Annotated in this window: 20 protein-coding genes; 10 read left to right on the top strand and 10 right to left on the bottom strand. The window is 69.4% G+C overall.

Annotated features, from left to right (window positions below; all coding sequences use genetic code 11):
* Positions 1-25: 25 nt before the first annotated feature.
* Genes manB through rfbD form a run of 3 tightly spaced genes read right to left on the bottom strand, consistent with a single transcriptional unit; the run spans position 26 to position 3,040 of the window.
* Positions 26-1,159 (bottom strand): mannose-1-phosphate guanylyltransferase, encoded by a 1,134-nt coding sequence (manB, locus tag PWF70_RS08610; protein ID WP_006360465.1) that lies wholly within the window; start codon positions 1,157-1,159, stop codon positions 26-28.
* Between the two features lie 44 nt (positions 1,160-1,203).
* Positions 1,204-2,100 carry a glycosyltransferase family 2 protein gene (locus PWF70_RS08605; protein ID WP_035750734.1) on the bottom strand — a complete coding sequence of 299 codons (897 nt, stop codon included), beginning with the start codon at positions 2,098-2,100 and terminating at the stop codon, positions 1,204-1,206.
* 4 nt (positions 2,101-2,104) lie between these two features.
* Entirely contained in the window at positions 2,105-3,040 is a 936-nt protein-coding gene (rfbD, locus tag PWF70_RS08600) for a dTDP-4-dehydrorhamnose reductase (RefSeq protein WP_035750910.1), read from the bottom strand.
* A gap of 215 nt (positions 3,041-3,255) precedes the next feature.
* On the opposite strand from rfbD, the gene PWF70_RS08595 reads away from it, so the two are divergent.
* The 4 genes from PWF70_RS08595 to PWF70_RS08580 are packed head-to-tail and all read left to right on the top strand — an operon-like array spanning position 3,256 to position 7,477.
* Complete coding sequence (locus tag PWF70_RS08595) at positions 3,256-5,460, top strand: LCP family protein (protein ID WP_372512868.1); 2,205 nt, start codon at positions 3,256-3,258, stop codon at positions 5,458-5,460.
* Positions 5,448-6,188: a TIGR03089 family protein gene (locus PWF70_RS08590; protein ID WP_035750731.1), complete on the top strand. Its 741-nt coding sequence runs from the start codon at positions 5,448-5,450 to the stop codon at positions 6,186-6,188. The genes PWF70_RS08595 and PWF70_RS08590 overlap by 13 nt, the downstream gene beginning before the upstream one ends.
* Before the next feature lie 53 nt (positions 6,189-6,241).
* Positions 6,242-6,616, top strand: coding sequence for a nitroreductase family deazaflavin-dependent oxidoreductase (locus PWF70_RS08585; protein ID WP_035750728.1), 375 nt, complete (start codon positions 6,242-6,244; stop codon positions 6,614-6,616).
* A gap of 6 nt (positions 6,617-6,622) precedes the next feature.
* Positions 6,623-7,477, top strand: coding sequence for a dienelactone hydrolase family protein (locus PWF70_RS08580; protein ID WP_035750727.1), 855 nt, complete (start codon positions 6,623-6,625; stop codon positions 7,475-7,477).
* Here PWF70_RS08580 and purE read toward each other — a convergent pair.
* On the bottom strand, positions 7,474-7,995 hold the full coding sequence (gene purE, locus PWF70_RS08575; RefSeq protein WP_006360458.1) for a 5-(carboxyamino)imidazole ribonucleotide mutase: 522 nt from the start codon (positions 7,993-7,995) through the stop codon (positions 7,474-7,476). The genes PWF70_RS08580 and purE overlap by 4 nt on opposite strands.
* Entirely contained in the window at positions 7,992-9,305 is a 1,314-nt protein-coding gene (locus PWF70_RS08570; protein WP_035750725.1) for a 5-(carboxyamino)imidazole ribonucleotide synthase, read from the bottom strand. Before PWF70_RS08570 ends, purE begins: the two co-directional genes overlap by 4 nt.
* Positions 9,306-9,383: 78 nt before the next feature.
* On the opposite strand from PWF70_RS08570, the gene PWF70_RS08565 reads away from it, so the two are divergent.
* Positions 9,384-9,944, top strand: a complete 561-nt coding sequence (locus PWF70_RS08565; protein WP_035750723.1) for a GtrA family protein — start codon at positions 9,384-9,386, stop codon at positions 9,942-9,944.
* Here the strand turns inward: PWF70_RS08565 and PWF70_RS08560 are convergent.
* From PWF70_RS08560 to PWF70_RS08550, 3 genes are read right to left on the bottom strand one after another with little or no spacing between them, the layout of a single operon-like run.
* Positions 9,916-11,286, bottom strand: a complete 1,371-nt coding sequence (locus tag PWF70_RS08560; protein WP_035750722.1) for a sensor histidine kinase — start codon at positions 11,284-11,286, stop codon at positions 9,916-9,918. The genes PWF70_RS08565 and PWF70_RS08560 overlap by 29 nt on opposite strands.
* A gap of 43 nt (positions 11,287-11,329) precedes the next feature.
* Positions 11,330-12,010 carry a response regulator transcription factor gene (locus tag PWF70_RS08555; protein ID WP_286352922.1) on the bottom strand — a complete coding sequence of 227 codons (681 nt, stop codon included), beginning with the start codon at positions 12,008-12,010 and terminating at the stop codon, positions 11,330-11,332.
* Complete coding sequence (locus tag PWF70_RS08550; RefSeq protein ID WP_035750720.1) at positions 12,007-12,600, bottom strand: PH domain-containing protein; 594 nt, start codon at positions 12,598-12,600, stop codon at positions 12,007-12,009. Before PWF70_RS08550 ends, PWF70_RS08555 begins: the two co-directional genes overlap by 4 nt.
* A gap of 100 nt (positions 12,601-12,700) precedes the next feature.
* On the opposite strand from PWF70_RS08550, the gene PWF70_RS08545 reads away from it, so the two are divergent.
* Positions 12,701-13,321 (top strand): hypothetical protein, encoded by a 621-nt coding sequence (locus PWF70_RS08545; RefSeq protein ID WP_006359259.1) that lies wholly within the window; start codon positions 12,701-12,703, stop codon positions 13,319-13,321.
* 33 nt (positions 13,322-13,354) lie between these two features.
* On the opposite strand, the gene PWF70_RS08540 is transcribed toward PWF70_RS08545, so the two are convergent.
* Positions 13,355-14,146 carry a biotin--[acetyl-CoA-carboxylase] ligase gene (locus PWF70_RS08540; RefSeq protein WP_035750717.1) on the bottom strand — a complete coding sequence of 264 codons (792 nt, stop codon included), beginning with the start codon at positions 14,144-14,146 and terminating at the stop codon, positions 13,355-13,357.
* 219 nt (positions 14,147-14,365) lie between these two features.
* Here PWF70_RS08540 and PWF70_RS08535 point away from each other — a divergent pair, with 219 nt between their 5' ends.
* Genes PWF70_RS08535 through PWF70_RS08525 form a run of 3 tightly spaced genes read left to right on the top strand, consistent with a single transcriptional unit; the run spans position 14,366 to position 16,914 of the window.
* Positions 14,366-15,994, top strand: coding sequence for an acyl-CoA carboxylase subunit beta (locus tag PWF70_RS08535; RefSeq protein WP_005193701.1), 1,629 nt, complete (start codon positions 14,366-14,368; stop codon positions 15,992-15,994).
* Complete coding sequence (locus PWF70_RS08530) at positions 15,991-16,215, top strand: acyl-CoA carboxylase subunit epsilon (protein ID WP_035750714.1); 225 nt, start codon at positions 15,991-15,993, stop codon at positions 16,213-16,215. The genes PWF70_RS08535 and PWF70_RS08530 overlap by 4 nt, the downstream gene beginning before the upstream one ends.
* Before the next feature lie 3 nt (positions 16,216-16,218).
* Complete coding sequence (locus PWF70_RS08525; RefSeq protein WP_035750711.1) at positions 16,219-16,914, top strand: Maf family protein; 696 nt, start codon at positions 16,219-16,221, stop codon at positions 16,912-16,914.
* Between the two features lie 268 nt (positions 16,915-17,182).
* On the opposite strand, the gene PWF70_RS08520 is transcribed toward PWF70_RS08525, so the two are convergent.
* Positions 17,183-17,908 carry a neutral zinc metallopeptidase gene (locus tag PWF70_RS08520; protein ID WP_006359254.1) on the bottom strand — a complete coding sequence of 242 codons (726 nt, stop codon included), beginning with the start codon at positions 17,906-17,908 and terminating at the stop codon, positions 17,183-17,185.
* Between PWF70_RS08520 and PWF70_RS08515 the strand changes: the two genes are divergently transcribed.
* On the top strand, positions 17,907-18,218 hold the full coding sequence (locus PWF70_RS08515) for a hypothetical protein (RefSeq protein WP_042377591.1): 312 nt from the start codon (positions 17,907-17,909) through the stop codon (positions 18,216-18,218). The two genes, PWF70_RS08520 and PWF70_RS08515, sit on opposite strands and share 2 nt — an antisense overlap.
* The last annotated feature ends 35 nt before the right edge of the window (positions 18,219-18,253 follow it).

Genomic DNA, 18,253 nt, shown 5'->3' with positions numbered 1-18,253 from the left:
CGGACACGAACCGGGTTCTGGGGCCTCAGACGTCCGTCGAGAAGCGGATTCCGTTGTCGGGGATCTCGATTCCGGGCCACACGCGGGCGCCGCGCAGGAGTTCGCAGCGCGCACCGATGTCCGCGCCGTCGCCGACGACGGTGTCGCGGATCAGTGCCCGCGGGCCGATGCGTGCGCCGAAACCGATGATCGAACGTTCGACGACCGCGCCGGCCTCGATGACCGCGCCGTCGAAGACCACCGCGCCGTCGAGGCGTGCGCGGGGGCCGACTTCGGCACCGCGGCCGACGACGGTGCCGCCGATGAGCAGGGCACCCGGGCCGACGCCCGCACCCTCGTGGACCAGCGACTCACCGCGCCGGTCGCCGAGTGCCGGTGACGGGGCGATGCCGCGAACCAGGTCGGCCGAGCCGCGGACGAAGTCCTCGGGGGTGCCCATGTCGCGCCAGTAGGCGTGGTCGACGTGGGCGTGGACGTGCTTGCCCTCGGTGAGCAGACGCGGGAACACCTCGCGCTCCACCGAGACGGGCACGCCGTACGGGATCGATTCGATGATCTCGCGCTTGAAGACGTAGGTGCCGGCGTTGATCTGGTCGGTCGGCGGGTCCTGCGTCTTCTCCAGGAAGGCTGTGACCCGACCGTCGGCGTCGGTCGGCACGCAGCCGAACGCGCGCGGATCGCTGACCCGCACGAGGTGGATGGTCACGTCGGCGTCGGCCTTGCGGTGGCTGTCGATGACGTCGCGGACGTCGGTGCCGCCGAGTACGTCGCCGTTGAAGACGACGATGGTGTCGGCGGTCAGCTCGTCGAGCACGTTGCGGATGCCGCCGCCCGTGCCGAGCGGCTCGTCCTCGGTGACGTAGCGCAGGCTCAGGCCGAGCTTGGAGCCGTCGCCGTAGTACTCGCTGAACGTCTCGGCTTTGAAGGAGGTGCTGAGGACGACGTCGCGGATGCCGGCGGCGTGGATTCGCGACAGCAGGTGGGTGAGGAAGGGCAGGCCCGCGGTGGGCAGCATCGGCTTGGGCGCCGAGAGGGTGAGCGGACGGAGCCGAGTGCCCTTGCCGCCGACGAGGACGACCGCCTGGACGTCCCCGGCGACCGGACCCGATCCCCCGACGGATTCACTCCCCACCGAGTCGCGCACGGTGTACTGATCCACTTGATCGGTCCCTTCTTCGTGATGATCGGTACTCACTTCAGCACCTATCCGTTGTTTTCGCTCGTCGGGGTGTTCTGAGCCGACAATGCTCGGCGGGCGGCCCGTACCGCGAGGCGGGAGCGCACGGCCAACCCGGCCCGCAGCGCGAGCCGCAGCGGAGCGCGTAGGACGCCGGTGTTGCGGTCGGCCTGGAACCGGTATGCGCTCTCGTGGTGCGCGGGCAGCATCTTCTCCGGGTGCCGGCCCGCGCTGTGGCCCTTGGTGTGCACGATCTCCGCCGAGGGGACGTAGACGTTCTGCCACCCGGCCTTGCCGAGGCGGTCGCCGAGGTCGACGTCCTCCATGTACATGAAGTAGCGCGGGTCGAAACCGCCGACGGCGTCGAAGGCCTTGCGGCGCATCAACAGGCACGAGCCGGAGAGCCAGCCGACGGCACGTTCCGACGGGGCCTCGTCGTCGGCGCGATAGGCCGCGGTCCACGGGTTGGACTTCCACACCGTGCCGAGGATGGCGTGACCGGTACCGGAGACGAGGTCGGGGACGCGACGCGCCGACGGGTAGACGGTGCCGTCGGGTTCGCGGATCAGCGGTCCGAGGGACCCGGCACGCGGCCAGCGGTGCGCGGCGGCGAGCAGCTCGTCGATCGAGCCGGGCTTCCACTCGACGTCGGGGTTGGCGATGAGCACGAACTCGATGCCGGGATCGAGTTCGGCGACCCCGCGGTTCATCGCACGCCCGTAGCCGAGGTTGCCGCCGGTCCGGACCAGCGTGACGGACTCGTAGTCCTGCTCGGCCTTCTCGGGTGCGCCGTCGTCGGAGCCGTTGTCGGCGATGATGACCTGCGGCATCACGTCGGTCACGGCGTCGAGACTGCGAAGGAATGTCGCGAGGTGATCACCGGAGGAGTAGGTCACCGTGACGACGGCTAGCTGAGCGGGCACCGGCTCAGGGTAACGAACCCTCTGACTCGGCGATCGACGCGTGCAGCGCGGCACGCCAGTCCCGCAGCGGGGTCAGCCCTGCCGCGGCCCAGGAACGCCCGGACAGCACCGAGTAGGCCGGGCGCGGTGCCGGGCGCGGGAACTCCGCCGTGGTCGTGGGCAGTACGCGTGACCGTTCGGCGCCGACCTCCTCGAAGACGGCTGCGGCCACGTCGAACCAGGTCGCGCGGCCCGCGTTGGTGGCGTGCAGGACGGCTCCGGCGACCTCGGCGCGGGGCCCGGCGGCCACGAGTTCCCACAACCCGTCGGCGAGGTCGATGCAATAGGTGGGTGAACCGAGCTGGTCGTCGACGACCGACACGGTCTCGCGCGCCTGCTCGAGACGCCGCATCGTCCCCACGAAGTCGCGGCTCTCGGGCCCGCCGGTGTACACCCAGGCGGTGCGCACGACGGTGGCGCGCGGGTCCGCATCGAGGACGGCGCGTTCGCCCGCGAGTTTGGTGGCCCCGTAGACGGTGGCCGGTTCGCCGCTCACGTCGTCGGGTTCGTAGCCATCGGGACGGTCTGAGGCGGGTGCGGCACCCGGGAACACGTAGTCGGTGGAGACGTGGATCAGCCATGCCCCCGCGGCGGCGGTGTGGGCCGCGAGCACGGCGGGACCGGTGGCGTTGACGCGGCGGGCGCCGTCGACGTCCGACTCGGCGCCGTCGACGTCGGTGTAGGCGGCGCAGTTGACGACGACGTCATCGGGCCCGAGGTCGCCGAGCGCGGCCGCAACCGACGGCTCGTCGGCGATGTCGATGTCGGCGGAGGTCAGGGATCGACACACCACGGAGTCGGGCGCCTGGGCCGACCTCCCCTGGAGTGCGGTGCCGAGCTGACCGCCGGCGCCGACGATGTACACGGTGGGGGTGCTGGGCGTGACGCGCATGCGCACCATCGTGCCGCAGACCCTGGTGGGCCACGACTCCACGGTCATCCACGTGACGACCGCTACTCGACTCCTCGGCGTTGCGTTCTCGGATTCCCGAATCACTTCAGTAGCCTGACGACAGCACAACACCAACTTTCACTTCTGCACCGACAATCCCATGGCGCGGACCTACCGGCGCCACCGTCGAGCAGCATGACGAACTCGAAAGGGACCGCTGACCAGTGGATTCACCATCCGACGGCGCACGTGGGCGGCCGCGTCCCCGGCGTGCGGTACCGCCGGAGCCGGGCAGCCGGCGCACTCCGGATGCCGACAACGGCCGACGGCCGGTGCGCGGCGAACGCGCTGGTGAACCGGGGCGGCCTCCCCACGGTGCCCGCCCGCGTCCCGTGGACGCCGAGGCGGCCGGTCCCCGACGCCGCGTGGTTCGGCGTGCTCCCGAGGCACCGACGCGTGCCGATTCCGCGGAGCGGGCGCGACGCCAGCCACCTCCGGAACGTATCCCCGCCCGCGACGCCGAGGGCATGCCCCGACGACGCCCCGGCGAGGAGCGTGATCCTCGCCGGCGTGTCCCACCGCAGGATCCTGCGTCCCCCCGCCGTCCGCGTCGTGCCGACGAGCCTCTCGGTCGACGCTCGTCCGGCGAGATCCACACGCGCTCGAAGCCCGCCGAACGCCGGCGACCCGCACCTGAGGACCCCACACCTCGGGACACCGCCCGCAAGCGTCGACCCCGTCCCGACCCCGGGCAGGCTCCCGCGAAGAAGAGCGCCGCGAAGAAGGCAGCCCCGACGAAGGCAGCCGGACCGCGGAAGGCAGCGTCGCCGAAGTCGCCCGCCCGGAAGGCAGCCTCTCCCAAGGCGACTGCCGGTGAGGGCACGGTCGAGACCGGCTCCCCCGAGAAGGGCGCGCCGAAGTCCGGAACACCGAGGACGGGCGCACCGGCGACGCCGCCGACCGCACCGCCCGGCACCTCGACGCGCCCTCGCGCCGGTTGGGCGTCCGGAGCCGGCTGGGGCCGCGCGCTGATCGCGATCGCATCGGTCGCCGTGCTGCTGTGCACCGGCTACGCCTGGAACACGATGTCCGATCTGGAGACTCGCATCACGCAGCTCGGTGGACTCGGCCTGGGCGGCGCGAAGGACGGCGCCGTCGACATCCTGTTGGTGGGCACCGACTCCCGCACCGACGCGAAGGGCAACCCGCTCTCGCCGGAGGAGATCAAGCTCCTCCGTTCGGGCGAGGAGGTCGCCACCAACACCGACACCATCCTGTTGGTGCGCATCCCCGAAGACGGTTCGTCGGCCACCGCGATCTCGATCCCGCGTGACTCGTACGTCGACGTTCCCGGAATCGGCATGAGCAAGATCAACGCCGCCTACGGCACCACCCGCGAAGGCGTGCGCGCCCGTGCCGTCGAAGCCGGGCAGTCACCTGAGGAAGCGGAGAAGGAAGGCACGCTCGCGGGCCGGAAGGCGTTGGTGGACACCGTCACCAACCTCACCGGCGTCCAGGTCGACCACTACGCGGAGGTCGGTCTGCTCGGTTTCGTCCTGCTGACCAATGCGGTCGGCGGCATCGACGTCTGCCTCAACGCACCGGTTCGGGATCCGTTGAGCGGCGCCCGATTCCGCAAGGGTGTCCAGACGCTCAACGGCCCCCGCGCGCTGAGCTTCGTGCGCCAGCGCCACGGACTCCCCCGCGGCGACCTCGACCGCATCACCCGTCAGCAGGCCTTCATGGCCTCGCTGACCCAGAAGGTGCTGTCCGCAGGCACTCTCACCGACCCGGGCAAGCTCTCCGAGATGCAGAACGCGGTGGCGCGCTCCATCGTGATCGACGACGGCTGGAACATCATCAGCTTCGCCGAGCAGCTGAAGGACCTCAGCGGCGGGCGGGTGAAGTTCGCGACGATCCCGATCGTCACCGAACAGGGCTGGAGCGAGGACGGTCTGCAGTCCGTCGTCGAGGTCGACCCGCAGGCGGTGAAGACCTACACCAGCGATCTCCTCACGCCCAAGCAGACGGGCGGTGACACCCAGCGCGGCGACTTCAAGGTCGACGTCGTCAACGCCGGCACGATCGACGGACTCGGGTCCAATGTGGCGAACATCCTGACCAACAAGGGTTATCAGTCCGGTGAGACCTCCAGCGGCAAGGCCGACACCAAGGACTCGGTGGTCTACGCCAAGGAGAACGGTGACGCCGCCCGCCTGCTCGCCAAGGACCTCGGCGGCGTGAAGGTCGTCGAGGACCCGAAGCTCGCCGACGACCGACTCAAGGTGATCCTCACCAACACCTACGCCGGTCCGGGCGGGCTCGGCGACACCGGTGACCAGACCGACAACACCCCGGCCAGTGAGCGCGTCGGCAACAAGCGGCCGCCGATCACCGCCGGGAACGAGGGGCCGATGTGCGTGAACTGAGCACTCATGACACCGTCGCCGACGCGATCTTCGGTGCGGTGACCGATCATTCGCGTCCGCTGCTGACCTACTACGACGAGGCGACGGGCGAGCGCACCGAGCTGTCGGCGGCCACCCTCGGCAACTGGGCGGCCAAGACCGCCAACTATCTGGTGGACGAGATCGGCGTGGACGCCGGGGATGTCGTCGTGGTGGACCTGCCCGAGCACTGGCAGACCGCCGGAATCCTGCTCGGCGCACTGTGGTCCGGCGCCGATGTCCGCATCCCGGGACCGGACGCCACCGCGGCCGCGTCGGAACCGCTGGTGGTCTTCACCTCTCGCGACCGTCTCGACGACCATCCCGATGCCGACGAGGTCGTGGTGGCATCACTCGATCCGTTCGCGCTGCCCCTGCGGGATCTCCCGCCCGGGATCGGCGACTACGGCAGCGTCGTGCGGGTGCACGGCGACCAGTTCGTCTCGCGGTCCCCCGCCGTCGAGGCGCTCGACGGCACCCCGACGGCCGAGGTGATCTCCGAAGCCCGCACGGTCGCCGAGCGCGACGGCATCGCCGCCGGTACCCGCGTGGTGTCGACGCGCCCCTGGCACACCGCGTCAGGCGTTCTCGCCCACCTGCTCGCACCGATGATCGCCGGAGGCAGTCTCGTGCACGTCGCCAACGCGACCGCGGAGCGGGTGACCGCGATCGCCGAGGTCGAGAAGGCCGGCGTCGTCTTCGCCGAATAGCTGCAAATGCCGCACGGCCCGCAAGATCGGAGCTGATACGGCACAGTGGGGACATGCGACTACCTGACGCACTGGCCCGATTCAACAAGATCGTCACCAATCCGATACAGCGGATGTGGGCACCTCACCTGCCACCGTTCGCCATGGTCGAGCACGTTGGCCGCAAGTCCGGGAAGACGTATTCGATCCCGGTGCTGGCCTGGGTCGACCGGGACAAGCTCACCATCGTTCTCACGTACGGCAGGCACACCGACTGGGTGCGCAACGTGCAGGCGGCCGGTTCCTTCGCCATCGTCCGCAAGGACAAGCGTTATCGGGTCACCGGGCCCCGCGTCGTGCCGTCGGACTCCCCCGACCTCGCCGGCGGCGCCAAGATCTTCGCGATGCCCTTCGAGTCGGCGCTCCTCGGCACCCTCCACAAGGACTGACCCGCGATGGCCGACGATCCGCTCGACGACTTCACCGCGGAGGACGTAGCGCTGCGCGGTGACACCCGCCGCGTCTACCGCAAGGGCACGGGCCCCGCGGTCATCGTGATCGCCGAGATGCCGGGCATCAGCCCGAAGGTCGCGAATGTGGCCCGACGCATCGCAGATCTCGGCGCCACGGCCGTCATGCCGTCGCTGTTCGGCGTCGACGGTCAGGACCCGCGACCGGACAATCTCGGCCGTGTGGGAGCGGTGCGAAACATGCTGGGCACCATCGCCAAGACCTGCATCACCCGCGAATTCACCATCCTCGCAACGGGAAAGACATCACCGGTCGCAGCATGGCTGCGCGAACTCGCCGCCCGCGAGCACGACCGCTGCGGCGGCCCCGGGGTGGGCGCGGTCGGGATGTGTTTCACCGGCGGCTTCGCGCTCGCGATGGCGACCGACGAACGGATGCTGGCGCCGGTGCTCTCGCAGCCGTCGTTGCCGTTCGCGGTGCTTCCCGGGCGCGCCCGCGCGATCGACGTCGACGCCGCCGATCTCGCCAAGGTGCAGGCGCGGTGCGCTCGCGGTCTCGAGGTGATGGGTCTGCGCTTCGCCGGCGATCAACTCTCGCCGCGGTCGCGATTCGCCTATCTCCAAGAGCTTCTCGGCGACTCGTTCATCGGGATCGAACTCCCCGACGACGCGGCGAACCCGGATTCGATGTTCCCCCGGCCGCATTCGGTGCTGACCGAGGACCTCTACGACGAACCCGGACAACCCACCAGGGAGGCGTTCGACCGGGTGCTGCACTTCTTCACCGACAAACTCGGTCTGCAGCCCACCACTCCGGAATCGCCTGCCGGACAGGGCTAGTCGCCGAGCAGTTCCTGCTGCAGGGCGGCATCCTTGTCGAGGACCATCTGCTCGAGGCCCTTCTGGAAGGACACCATCCGTTCCTGCAGGGCGGGGTCGGACGAGGCGAGGATGCGCACGGCGAGCAGACCGGCGTTGCGCGCGCCGCCGACCGAGACGGTCGCGACGGGCACGCCTGCGGGCATCTGCACGATCGACAGCAGCGAGTCGAGTCCGTCGAGGTGACGCAGCGGCACCGGCACACCGATGACCGGGAGCGGGGTCGCCGAGGCGACCATGCCCGGAAGATGCGCTGCCCCACCGGCTCCCGCGATGATGACCTCGATACCGTTGGCGGCGGCGCCGGCGGCGTAGTCGAGCATTCGCTGCGGGGTGCGGTGCGCGGAGACGACACCCACCTGGAACGGCACGTCGAATTCGGCGAGCGCCTCCGCGGCGGCCTTCATCGTCGGCCAGTCGGAGTCGCTGCCCATGATCAGGCCCACGCGGGGACCCCGGAACTCTGCGGTCTCACTCATGAATGCACATCCCATCCGTCGGTCCACGTCGCGTGCGACATCCACTGCGCGGCACGCTCGGCGCGCTCACGCACCGATTCCATCGATTCACCCTGGCGGCCGACGACGTTCACGTGGCCGATCTTCCGGTCGCGACGCTCGCCCTTGCCGTACAGATGCACCTTCGCCTCGGGCATGCGCGCCATCAGGTGGTGAAGACGTTCGTCCATGGACATCTCCGGGGCGGTCGGCGCGCCCAGGATGTTGGCCATCACGGTCAGCGGCGAGGTCGGTGCGGTGTTGCCCAGCGGGTAGTCGAGGACGGCACGCAGATGCTGCTCGAACTGCGAGGTGACCGCGCCGTCCATCGTCCAGTGACCGCTGTTGTGCGGACGCATCGCGAGTTCGTTGACGACGAGCTCGCCGTCGACGGTCTCGAAGAGTTCCATCGCCATGACGCCGACCACACCGAGTTCGTCGGCGAGCCGCAATGCCATCTGCTGTGCCTGCTCGGCGACCGCGTCGGAGAGATCCGGTGCGGGTGCGAGGACGACGGCGCACTGGCCGTGACGCTGGATCGTTTCCACGACCGGCCACGCCGCGCCCTGCCCGAACGGGGACCGGGCGATCATCGCCGACAGTTCGCGCCGCATCGGCACCTTCTGCTCGGCCAGCAGCGCCGGAGCATCGGACGGGTACTCGTCGAAGACCGCGAGCGCCTCGTCGGCGCCGTCGACCAGCCAGACCCCACGGCCGTCGTAGCCGCCACGGACCGCCTTGATGACGATCTCCCAGTTGTTGGCCTCGCCGAACTCGATGAGACGTGCGCGGGCGGCGGCATGGTCGCCGGCGAGATCGGCGAACGCCGGTACCGGCAGACCCAGCTCGGCCAGGCGAACGCGCATGGCCAGCTTGTCCTGGGCGAAGTGCAGCGCCTTCGACGGCGGCAGGACCGCCACCCCGTCGGCTTCGAGTGCCTCCAGGTGGCGCAGCGGCACACCCTCGTGGTCGAAGGTCAGTGCGGCGGCACCCGCGGCCGCGCGGCGGAGGTCGTCGAGTTCGTCGTGCGAGCCGAGGACGATGTCGGCGCTCACCTGTGCGGCGGGATCGGACTCGGATGCGGCCAGGACACGCAGACACTGTCCGAGGGCGATCGCCGCCTGATGGGTCATCCGGGCGAGTTGTCCGCCACCGATCATCGTGACCTTCGGCATACCCGACGCCGCCCCGGCAGTGCGCGCCGTTTCAGGAGTGGGTGGCACCGTGGAATTCGAGGTCACAGGCCCGGGCACAGGCGCTCCATCCGGCTCGCGTGGATTCACGCGAACCATCGTGGCACGTCGGGTCGGTCATCCGCACAACCGCCCGGAGAACTGTCCCCGGTGTTTTGTTTCGTACACTCAGATCTTGTGCCATTGATCGACGAGCTGATCGCTCGCCTCCCAGCGCCGGTCCGACGGCTCGTGATGCGGCACCACGAACTCATCAAGTTCGCGATGGTCGGCGGCACCACGTTCATCTTCGACCTCGCCATCTTCTACAGCCTGAGCCTCACGATCCTCGAGACCAAGCCGGTGATCGCCAAGGTCATCGCCGGTGTGCTGGCGACGATCCTCAGCTACATCCTCAACCGCGAGTGGGCCTTCAAGAACCGCGGCGGCCGGGAACGGCACCACGAGGCGCTGCTGTTCTTCATCATCAGCGGGATCGGCGTCATCCTCCAGGCCGCACCGTTGTTCGTCGGGAACAACGTGTTCGACATGCGGTCCAACCTGAGTGTGTCCGAGGTCGTGGTCGTCGACTTCATCCTCGGTTACGTCATCGGCAACCTGATGCAGATGGCCTTCCGGTTCTGGGCGTTGCGCAAGTTCGCGTTCCCGGAGGAGCTCCTGCGCGGCGGCGATGCCGGGTCCACCGACCTGCACCCGACGCTCGCCGAACTCAACGATGAGGAACTCGGTCACGCGTGACGTCGGTGTCCGAGTCGTCCTGGCCCGGATCCTCCTGCTCGCCCGGCTCCTCGCCGTACCCGCTGGCATACCGGGCCGGGACGACGATCGCGAAGACCGGGGGACGTCGCACGGTGAGTTCCAGTCGTCCTCCGTCGGCCTCGATCAGCGCCCGCGCCAGAGACAGTCCGACGCCGCTGCGACCGGCGCCCGGCCGCTTCCCTGCCGAGAAACCGCGCCGGAAGATGTGCGCGGAGATCTCGTCGGCCACCCCCTCGCCCTCGTCGGCGACCGTGATACGGACCAGTTCGCCGGCCTGCAGCGTGCTCACGTCGATCCGACACATCCCGCGGCCGTGCTGTAGGGCGTTGTCGACCAGCACGCTGACCGCCTCGCGAAGCCGCCCGGACTGCGAGGTGAGTGCCTGCGGCGCCCCGTCGACCTCGACGGTCAGCTGACGGCCCTGTGCCTCGAAGGCGTGGCGGAAATCCTCGACCAGCGTGGTGAGCATCTCCCCGACGTCGATGAAGTGCGGAGCCGGTTCGTCGGCGCGCGAGGCCTCCACCAGTTCGTCGAGTTCGGTGGCGAGTCGTTCGACCTGATCGAGCGCGGCCTCCGCCTCGGTGACCACTGCCGGGTCGTCGTGCAGCGTCAGCTCCTCGAGTCGCAGCTGGATGGCGGTCAGCCGGCTGCGCAGCTGATGCGATGCGTCGCCGGCGATCTCGCGTTCCCGCTCGAGTCGCAGTGCTTGCGCGGTGTTGGCGTCGGCGAGCGCCCGAGACACCCGGTCGAGTTCGGCGATGCCGTACATCTTCCATTCGGTGCGGAAGTCGGCGCGCCCGAGCGTCGCCGCCCGGTCGGCGAGATCGGTCAGGGGGTCGACGATCCGGCCGGCGGTCACCGCGGCCACCACCGAACCGCCGATCACCGAGGTGAGGACGACCAGCAGGACGATCCCCGTCGCGGTCAGCTGGTCGTCGCGGACCTTGTCGCGCGGGATGGACAGGGTCAGCGTGCCGGCAGCGCCCAGGCCGATGGATTCCGACAGCCGGGGACCCCCGATGTCAGCACCCACGACCATCCGCTGACTCGTGCCCTCCAGATCGGGATAGGTGATCGTCAGGCGGCCGTTCGGCGGCAGGAGCAATTCGAACGACTCCCGGTTGACGGAGTCGCGCGGGATACGACCGTCGGCGCCCTCCTCGCGGATGAGCTGATCGGCGATGATCTTGAGCCGGTTGTCCAGATCCTGGTGGGCGTTCTCGGCGACCCACCACCAGGCCACCACGCTCAAGGGAATGCCGAGCAGACAGCCGACCGCGATCAGGACGGCGATCATCGTGGTGAGCAGGCGTCGGCGCATGGAAGCCGGGTGGCGCATCGAAGGCGGTCGGATGGGCATCGGCTCAGGGGTCGAACCGGAAACCGACACCGCGCACCGTCACGATGTGCCGCGGGCGACTGTGACGGTCCTCGCCGATCTTCCGGCGCAGCCACGAGATGTGCATGTCGAGGGTCTTCGACGACCGCAGATCCGCCGACCCCCAGACCTCGGTGAGGATCTCCTCGCGCGTCACGACCTCACCGGCACGCTCCATCAGGAATCGCAGAAGGTCGAATTCGCGGTTCGCCAGGGTGAGGTCCTGTCCGTCGGCGAGAACGCGGCGTGCCCGGGCATCCAGCCGGATCTCACCGCCCTCGAGCACCTCGTCACCGTCGCCGGGCTGGCGGCGCCGCAGTAGGGCGCGTACGCGGGCGAGGAGTTCGGCAAGCCGGAAGGGTTTGCCCACGTAGTCGTCCGCGCCGGCGTCGAGGCCGACGACGAAGTCCACCTCGTCGGTGCGCGCGGTGAGCATGAGGACCGCGAGTGCGGGCCGCTGGGCGCGTACCCGCCGGCAGACCTCGAGTCCGTCGAGGACCGGTAGCCCGAGGTCGAGGATGAGGAGTTCGTAACGGCTGTCGAGCGCCTTCTCGAGCGCGTCGGCGCCGGTGCTCACGACCTCGCACCCGTATCCCTCACGGGTCAGCGCGCGTGCGAGCGGTTCGGCGATCGCGGCGTCGTCCTCGGCGAGCAGCACGTTGGTCAACGCTCCCGCGCCCCTCTGTTCTCGGGACGGTCGGCGGGTCCGTCCGGGTCGCCGTAGCCGTCGTCGGGGTGATCGTCGTCGGCGTACATCTCGAGCACCTCGTGGTAGAGCAGCGAGTGGACCTTCTCCACCTGCGGGATGTCGTCGAAGGACAGCGGTTCGTCGGAGGCCGACTCGATGACCAGCGTGCCGGTCCGCAGCATCCGGTCGATGACGCCGTGGCGGAATTCGACGGTGTTGATGCGCCGGATCGGGATGTCGATCCCGGAGCGCGTGAGGATTCCGTTGCGGAACATCACCCGGCGGTCGGTCAGCACGAAGTGCGTTGTCTTCCAGGACAGCAGCGGCCGGACGAAGTACCAGACGAGGCCGAGCGCCCACGCCACACCGACGACGATCAGCAGCACCGTCCGCGGGGTCGGGCCCAGCGACGATCCGGTGATCACGCCGGCCAGGACACCCGCGGCCGCGGTGATGATCGCGAACAGCAGGAACGGGCCGAGCAGACACTTCCAGTGTGGGTGCCGGTGGAGAACCACACGTTCACCGGGCGCCAGGTTCTCCCGCGGGTAAGCCATGCGGCTCAGCATAATCGGGACGGGCGTGCCCGGGGGGCACGCTGAGTAGACTGCGAGGCACCAGTACCGATCGACTGCCGGGCACGTTGGGGCGGTCGGCGAGGAGAATGTGATGACCTACCAGGACCCGCGGGGCCCGCACCGCGATCCCGATCCCCGGACCGCCCGCTACGAGTCCGGCTACAACCCCGATTCGCGTGCCTACAGCCAGCAGGGTGCGCCCTACGAGGAACCGTATCGCGACCAGTACCCCGCCGAGCCGTACGGCGGCGGGTACGCCGAGCAGCCGCGGCCGGACCGGGCGCCGCGACGCGGACCCGACGTCAACCCGGTGACCTTCGCCGGCGGGGTGGTGATGACCGGTGTGGTCACCGGCCTGGCGGCCTGGCTGGTCGCGTGGATCATCTCGGCCTTCGTCGAGAAGGTGAACGAGTCCGGCAAGCTCGGGGTGTGGAATCCGGTGGCGGCCAGCGAGATCTGGTTCGGCGTCGTCGGATTCCTGTGCGCACTCGCCGCGGGCGCCCTCTGGTACGTGCTGCAGCTGATCACGCCGGCGCCCAACCAGTTCTACCGGTGGATCGTCGGGCTGCTGCTGGTCGCCGCGGTGCTGATCCCGATCCTCACCTATCAGCAGACCTCGGTCGGCATCGAGACCGCGATCCTGCACTTCGTCATCGGCCTGCCACCGCTGACGATCATCCCCGCGATGGGCATCAAGAGCCTGCAACGCTAGGTCCCGCCTGTCGCCGGCTGAGCCCCGTCGAAGTCAGACCGGCCGCAGGTGCGTGACGTCGCCGGCGGCCGCGATCACCTGCCGCCCGTCGGCGTCGACGACGATCCGCCCGGATGCGTCGACGCCGGTCGCGGTGCCGACGACCTCCTCGTCGCCGGGCAGCACCAGACGTACTCGGCGCCCGATGGTGTCGCTGTCCTCCCGATACCGCGCCGCGAGTCCGTCGACGTCGTGCGGCCAGAGGTCGAGGAGCTCCGACAACGCCCGCAGGTACGACGCCGCGAGCTCGGTGAGCGGTATGTCCTTGCCGGTCACCAGCTGCAACGACGTCGCGGTCGGGACCGGCAGTTGGTCCTGCGTCATCGTCGTGTTGAGGCCGGTGCCGATGACCGCCACTCCCCCGTCCCCGCCGCGGGTGTGGGGCGAACGCGTGTACTCCGACAGGATTCCGGCGGTCTTGCGCCCGTCGATCAGGACGTCGTTGGGCCACTTGAGGGTCGGCCGCACGTCCACCGCCTCGCCGATGCCCTGAACGGCGGCGAGCCCGGCCAGCAGCGACAGCCAGCCGAGGTGTTCGGTGTGCTCACCGACCTCCACCGCCGCCGACATCGCCAGCTGGGTCCCGCGCGGTGCGGTCCACGTCCGAGCGTGACGTCCGCGGCCCGCGGTCTGGTCGGTGGTCAGGCGCACCGTTCCGTCGATGGGTTCGGTGGCCGCGCGTGTCACGAGATCGGCGTTGGTCGACCCCGTCGCGTCGACCACCTCGATCCGGTGCCAGCGCGTGTCGGCGAGTCGGGTCCGGAGCAGCTCGGCGTCGAGGGTCATGCCTGAAGAACCTACTGGGTGTTCGGCGTGGTGATGACCGCCGATGTGCGCCCCTCCGTGCCGCAGCCGGGTGAGACGAAACGCGCTGGACACGCGGGCCGATGGCCACGTGCAACCGTGCAGGCCGATCCCCACCGACCGATCGCTCGGGAACCTGAGGGATATCTCACGTTGATCCGGTTGACGTGGCTCACACCCGGGTAGTTAGCATCGACAGTCATGACCACAGCTTCACGCGACGATTCCGCCGCTCCCGACATCCACACGACAGCGGGGAAGCTCGCCGATCTGCGCAATCGCCTCGAAGAGGCGAAGCACCCCGTGGGCGAGGCCGCCGTCGAGAAGACCCATGCGAAGGGCAAGCTGACCGCCCGCGAGCGGATCACCCATCTGCTCGACGAGGGTTCGTTCGTCGAACTCGACGCGTTGGCCAAGCACCGCAGCACCAACTTCGGTCTCGCCGAACGTCGACCGGTCGGAGACGGTGTGGTCACCGGCTACGGCACGATCGACGGCCGCGAGGTCTGCATCTTCTCGCAGGACGCCACCGTCTTCGGCGGCAGCCTCGGTGAGGTCTACGGCGAGAAGATCGTCAAGGTCATGGATCTGGCCATCAAGACCGGCCGCCCGCTGATCGGCATCAACGACGGCGCCGGTGCCCGTATCCAGGAGGGCGTGGTCTCGCTCGGTCTGTACGGCGAGATCTTCCACCGCAACGTCCGCGCCTCGGGTGTCATCCCCCAGATCTCGCTGATCATGGGTGCCGCCGCCGGCGGCCACGTGTACTCGCCCGCGCTGACCGACTTCGTGGTCATGGTCGACAAGACCAGCCAGATGTTCATCACCGGCCCCGACGTGATCAAGACCGTCACCGGTGAAGAGGTCACGCAGGAAGAACTCGGCGGTGCGACCACCCACATGGCGAAGTCGGGCACCGCACACTACGTCGCCTCGGACGAGGAGGACGCGCTCGAGTACGTCAAGGAGCTCCTGAGCTACCTGCCGAGCAACAACCGCGCCGACGCACCTCGCCTGCCGGTCGCGCAGCCGGCCGCCGGGTCGATCGAGGACACTCTGAACGACGAGGACCTCGAACTCGACACGCTCATCCCGGACTCGCCGAACCAGCCGTATGACATGCACGAGGTCATCCGTCGCATCCTCGACGACGACGAGTTCCTCGAGATCCAGGCCGATTACGCGAAGAACATCATCGTCGGCTACGGCCGCGTCGACGGCCGCAGCGTGGGCATCGTCGCCAACCAGCCGACCCAGTTCGCCGGCTGCCTCGACATCGACGCCTCGGAGAAGGCCGCCCGCTTCGTGCGCACCTGCGACGCCTTCAACATCCCGATCGTCACCCTGGTCGACGTCCCCGGCTTCCTGCCCGGCACCGACCAGGAGTACCGCGGCATCATCCGACGCGGCGCCAAGCTGCTCTACGCGTACGGCGAGGCGACGGTCGGCAAGATCACGGTCATCACCCGTAAGGCCTACGGCGGCGCGTACGACGTCATGGGCTCCAAGCACATGGGCGCCGACGTGAATCTCGCGTGGCCGACCGCACAGATCGCCGTCATGGGTGCCTCCGGCGCCGTCGGCTTCGTCTACCGCAACCAGCTCAAGGACGCTGCCGCGAAGGGCGAGGACGTCGACGCACTGCGCCTCGAGCTGCAGCAGGAGTACGAGGACACCCTCGTCAACCCGTACGTCGCCGCGGCCCGCGGTTACGTCGACGCGGTCATCCCGCCGAGCCACACCCGCGGCCAGATCGCGACCGCGCTCAAGCTGCTCGAGCGCAAGATGGTCAACCTGCCGCCGAAGAAGCACGGAAACATCCCGCTGTGAGTGAGAGCGCCGTGAACGAGAGCACCGAGAAGCCGTTCCTGACCGTCGTCAACGGCAATCCGACCGCCGAGGACCTCGCCGTGCTGGTGAGCGTCCTGGCCGGCGCGGGTGCCGGCGGTGGCGAGCCGGAACCGGAGATCCGCAACGACTGGGGTCGCCCCGTCGATCGTCTGCGTCCGCAGTGGGGCGCACCGTCGAGCTTCACCAACCTGCGCTACTGACACGTGCCTGATTCCCTGATCGGGTCGAGTACACACGAGACCGGGCCGGCCACCGCCGGCCCGGTCTTCGTGCTCGGGTCGGCGTCCCCGGCCCGCCTCCGGGTGCTGCGCGCCGCGGGCGTCGAACCGGTGGTCCGTGTCTCGGACGTCGACGAGGACGCGGTGCTTGCCCAGTTGCCGCCCGGCACCCCCGCCGATGCCGTGGTCGCCGCCTTGGCGCGGGCGAAGGCCGAGGCCGTCGCCTCGCTCCCGGAGATCGCCGGTGCGGCCCAGAACGGCGAGACGGTCGTGGTCATCGGCTGTGACTCGATGCTCCTTCTCGGTGACCGGCTCCTCGGCAAACCGCACACCCCCGAACGTGCGCTGGCCCAGTGGGCCGAGATGCGCGGACGCAGCGCCGACCTACTCACCGGCCATCACCTCATCCGGCTGAACCCCACCACCGGGTCCGCCACCGCGACCGGGACCTCCTCCACCACAATCCATTTCACCGACGCCCACGACGACGTGATCGCGCGCTACGTGGACAGCGGCGAACCGTTGCAGGTCGCGGGTGCGTTCACCCTCGACGGGCTCGGCGGCTGGCTCGTCGAGCGCATCGACGGCGACCCGTCGTCGGTGATCGGGATCGGCCTACCGCTGGTGCAACGCCTGCTGACCGAGGTCGGGCTGTCGGTCACCGACTTCTGGCTGCACTGAGCTGATCGACCTCGAAGAACCCCGGCCGGTACCGCCCGGCGTGCTCGCGAAATTCGTCCCCGTGAGCACCCTCGGAGGGCACATTGCCCCCGTAAGCCCCTGAGGGGGACGAGATTTACGCCCCGCCGTGTGCAATCCCCCGAGGCCCGCTGCACGGCGGCCCAGGTTGACGTCGCGCGCGACCTCAACCTGTGGGAACGACGTCGGCCGAGGTCGAACAGCCGGGCCGATGTCGCATGCGATCTCATTCCGCCCGAGCCTCGAAGGGTCAGCTCACCTCGAAGAACTCCGGCCAGTACCGCTGGAGGCAGTCCACCGGCTGCCCCTGCCGATTGAACTGCGGGCCGGTGAGTCCGATGGTCAGCGCCCGCGCCCGTTCGACCGCCGATCCGTGGCCCATCGCGCCGCCGGTGTCACCGATGATCGGAAGAAGCGTCGCGACCTGCAGGATCTCCTTGGGTCCCAACCCGTCACGCTGGTAGGCGGTGGCAGCCCAGTTCGCGGCCAGGCAGTCGGCGAACAGCTCGCTGTTCTTGCCCTGCGGCAGGCGTCGTTCCGGGATGTCGAAGGCCTCGGCCATCCGGAAGACGACGTTGTGCCCGTACTCGTGGGCGACGACGATGGCCGCGGTGAAGTCGCCGACGATCGGCGACGGCACCCCGAAGACGTTCCCGTCCCAGATGGCGGCGAAGGTGTCGACCGGCAGCACGATGCTGCCCTCGGTCTCCTGCCCCTGCCCGTTGGGTTCCTCGTCCACACCGCAGAAGAAGGCGTTGGCCTCGTCGGACGGGATCCGGTTCGACGCCCCGTCCTCGTCGATGCACTCGGTGGCGAACGAGGTGCCCGACTCGATCAGCACGCGTCCCGGTGCGGGGTCACCCCAGCCGAGTTCGCCGAACCATCCGCCCCAGGTCGCATCGAGGTCGTCGAGCAGCGTGGTGAGGTACTTCGGTACCGCGGTGTCGACGTTGGACGAGTTCACCCCGCTGGTCATGAGTTCCGCCGACGGCGTCGCCAGCTCAGGGCAGTCGTCCGGACTGCAGCGAGTGGGGTCGGCGTTGCTCGGCGTCGACGACGGGATCCTCGACCGCGACGGCGAACTCGGGGTCGGCGACCCCGGTGAGGAGGAGGTCGACGCCGACGACGACGGCGCCGGACTCGACGAGTCGTCGGAGGAGATGAGCGAACATCCGCTCGTCGCGGCGAGCACCGCCACCGCCAACGGGACGCCCCACCGCGCCAGTCGCGAGACACTCCGGCGCTCCACGCGAGCCCCACGTCGTTCGATCATTGGGCGAACTTAGCAGGCAACCACCCCATTGACCTGCGGTTTGTCATC

This window comes from Gordonia sp. Swx-4 (genome assembly GCF_030316175.1).
Classification (GTDB): Bacteria; Actinomycetota; Actinomycetes; order Mycobacteriales; family Mycobacteriaceae; genus Gordonia; species Gordonia alkanivorans.
The sequence above is the reverse complement of the archived record's forward strand: the minus strand, read 5'-3'. Positions and strand labels throughout refer to the sequence as shown.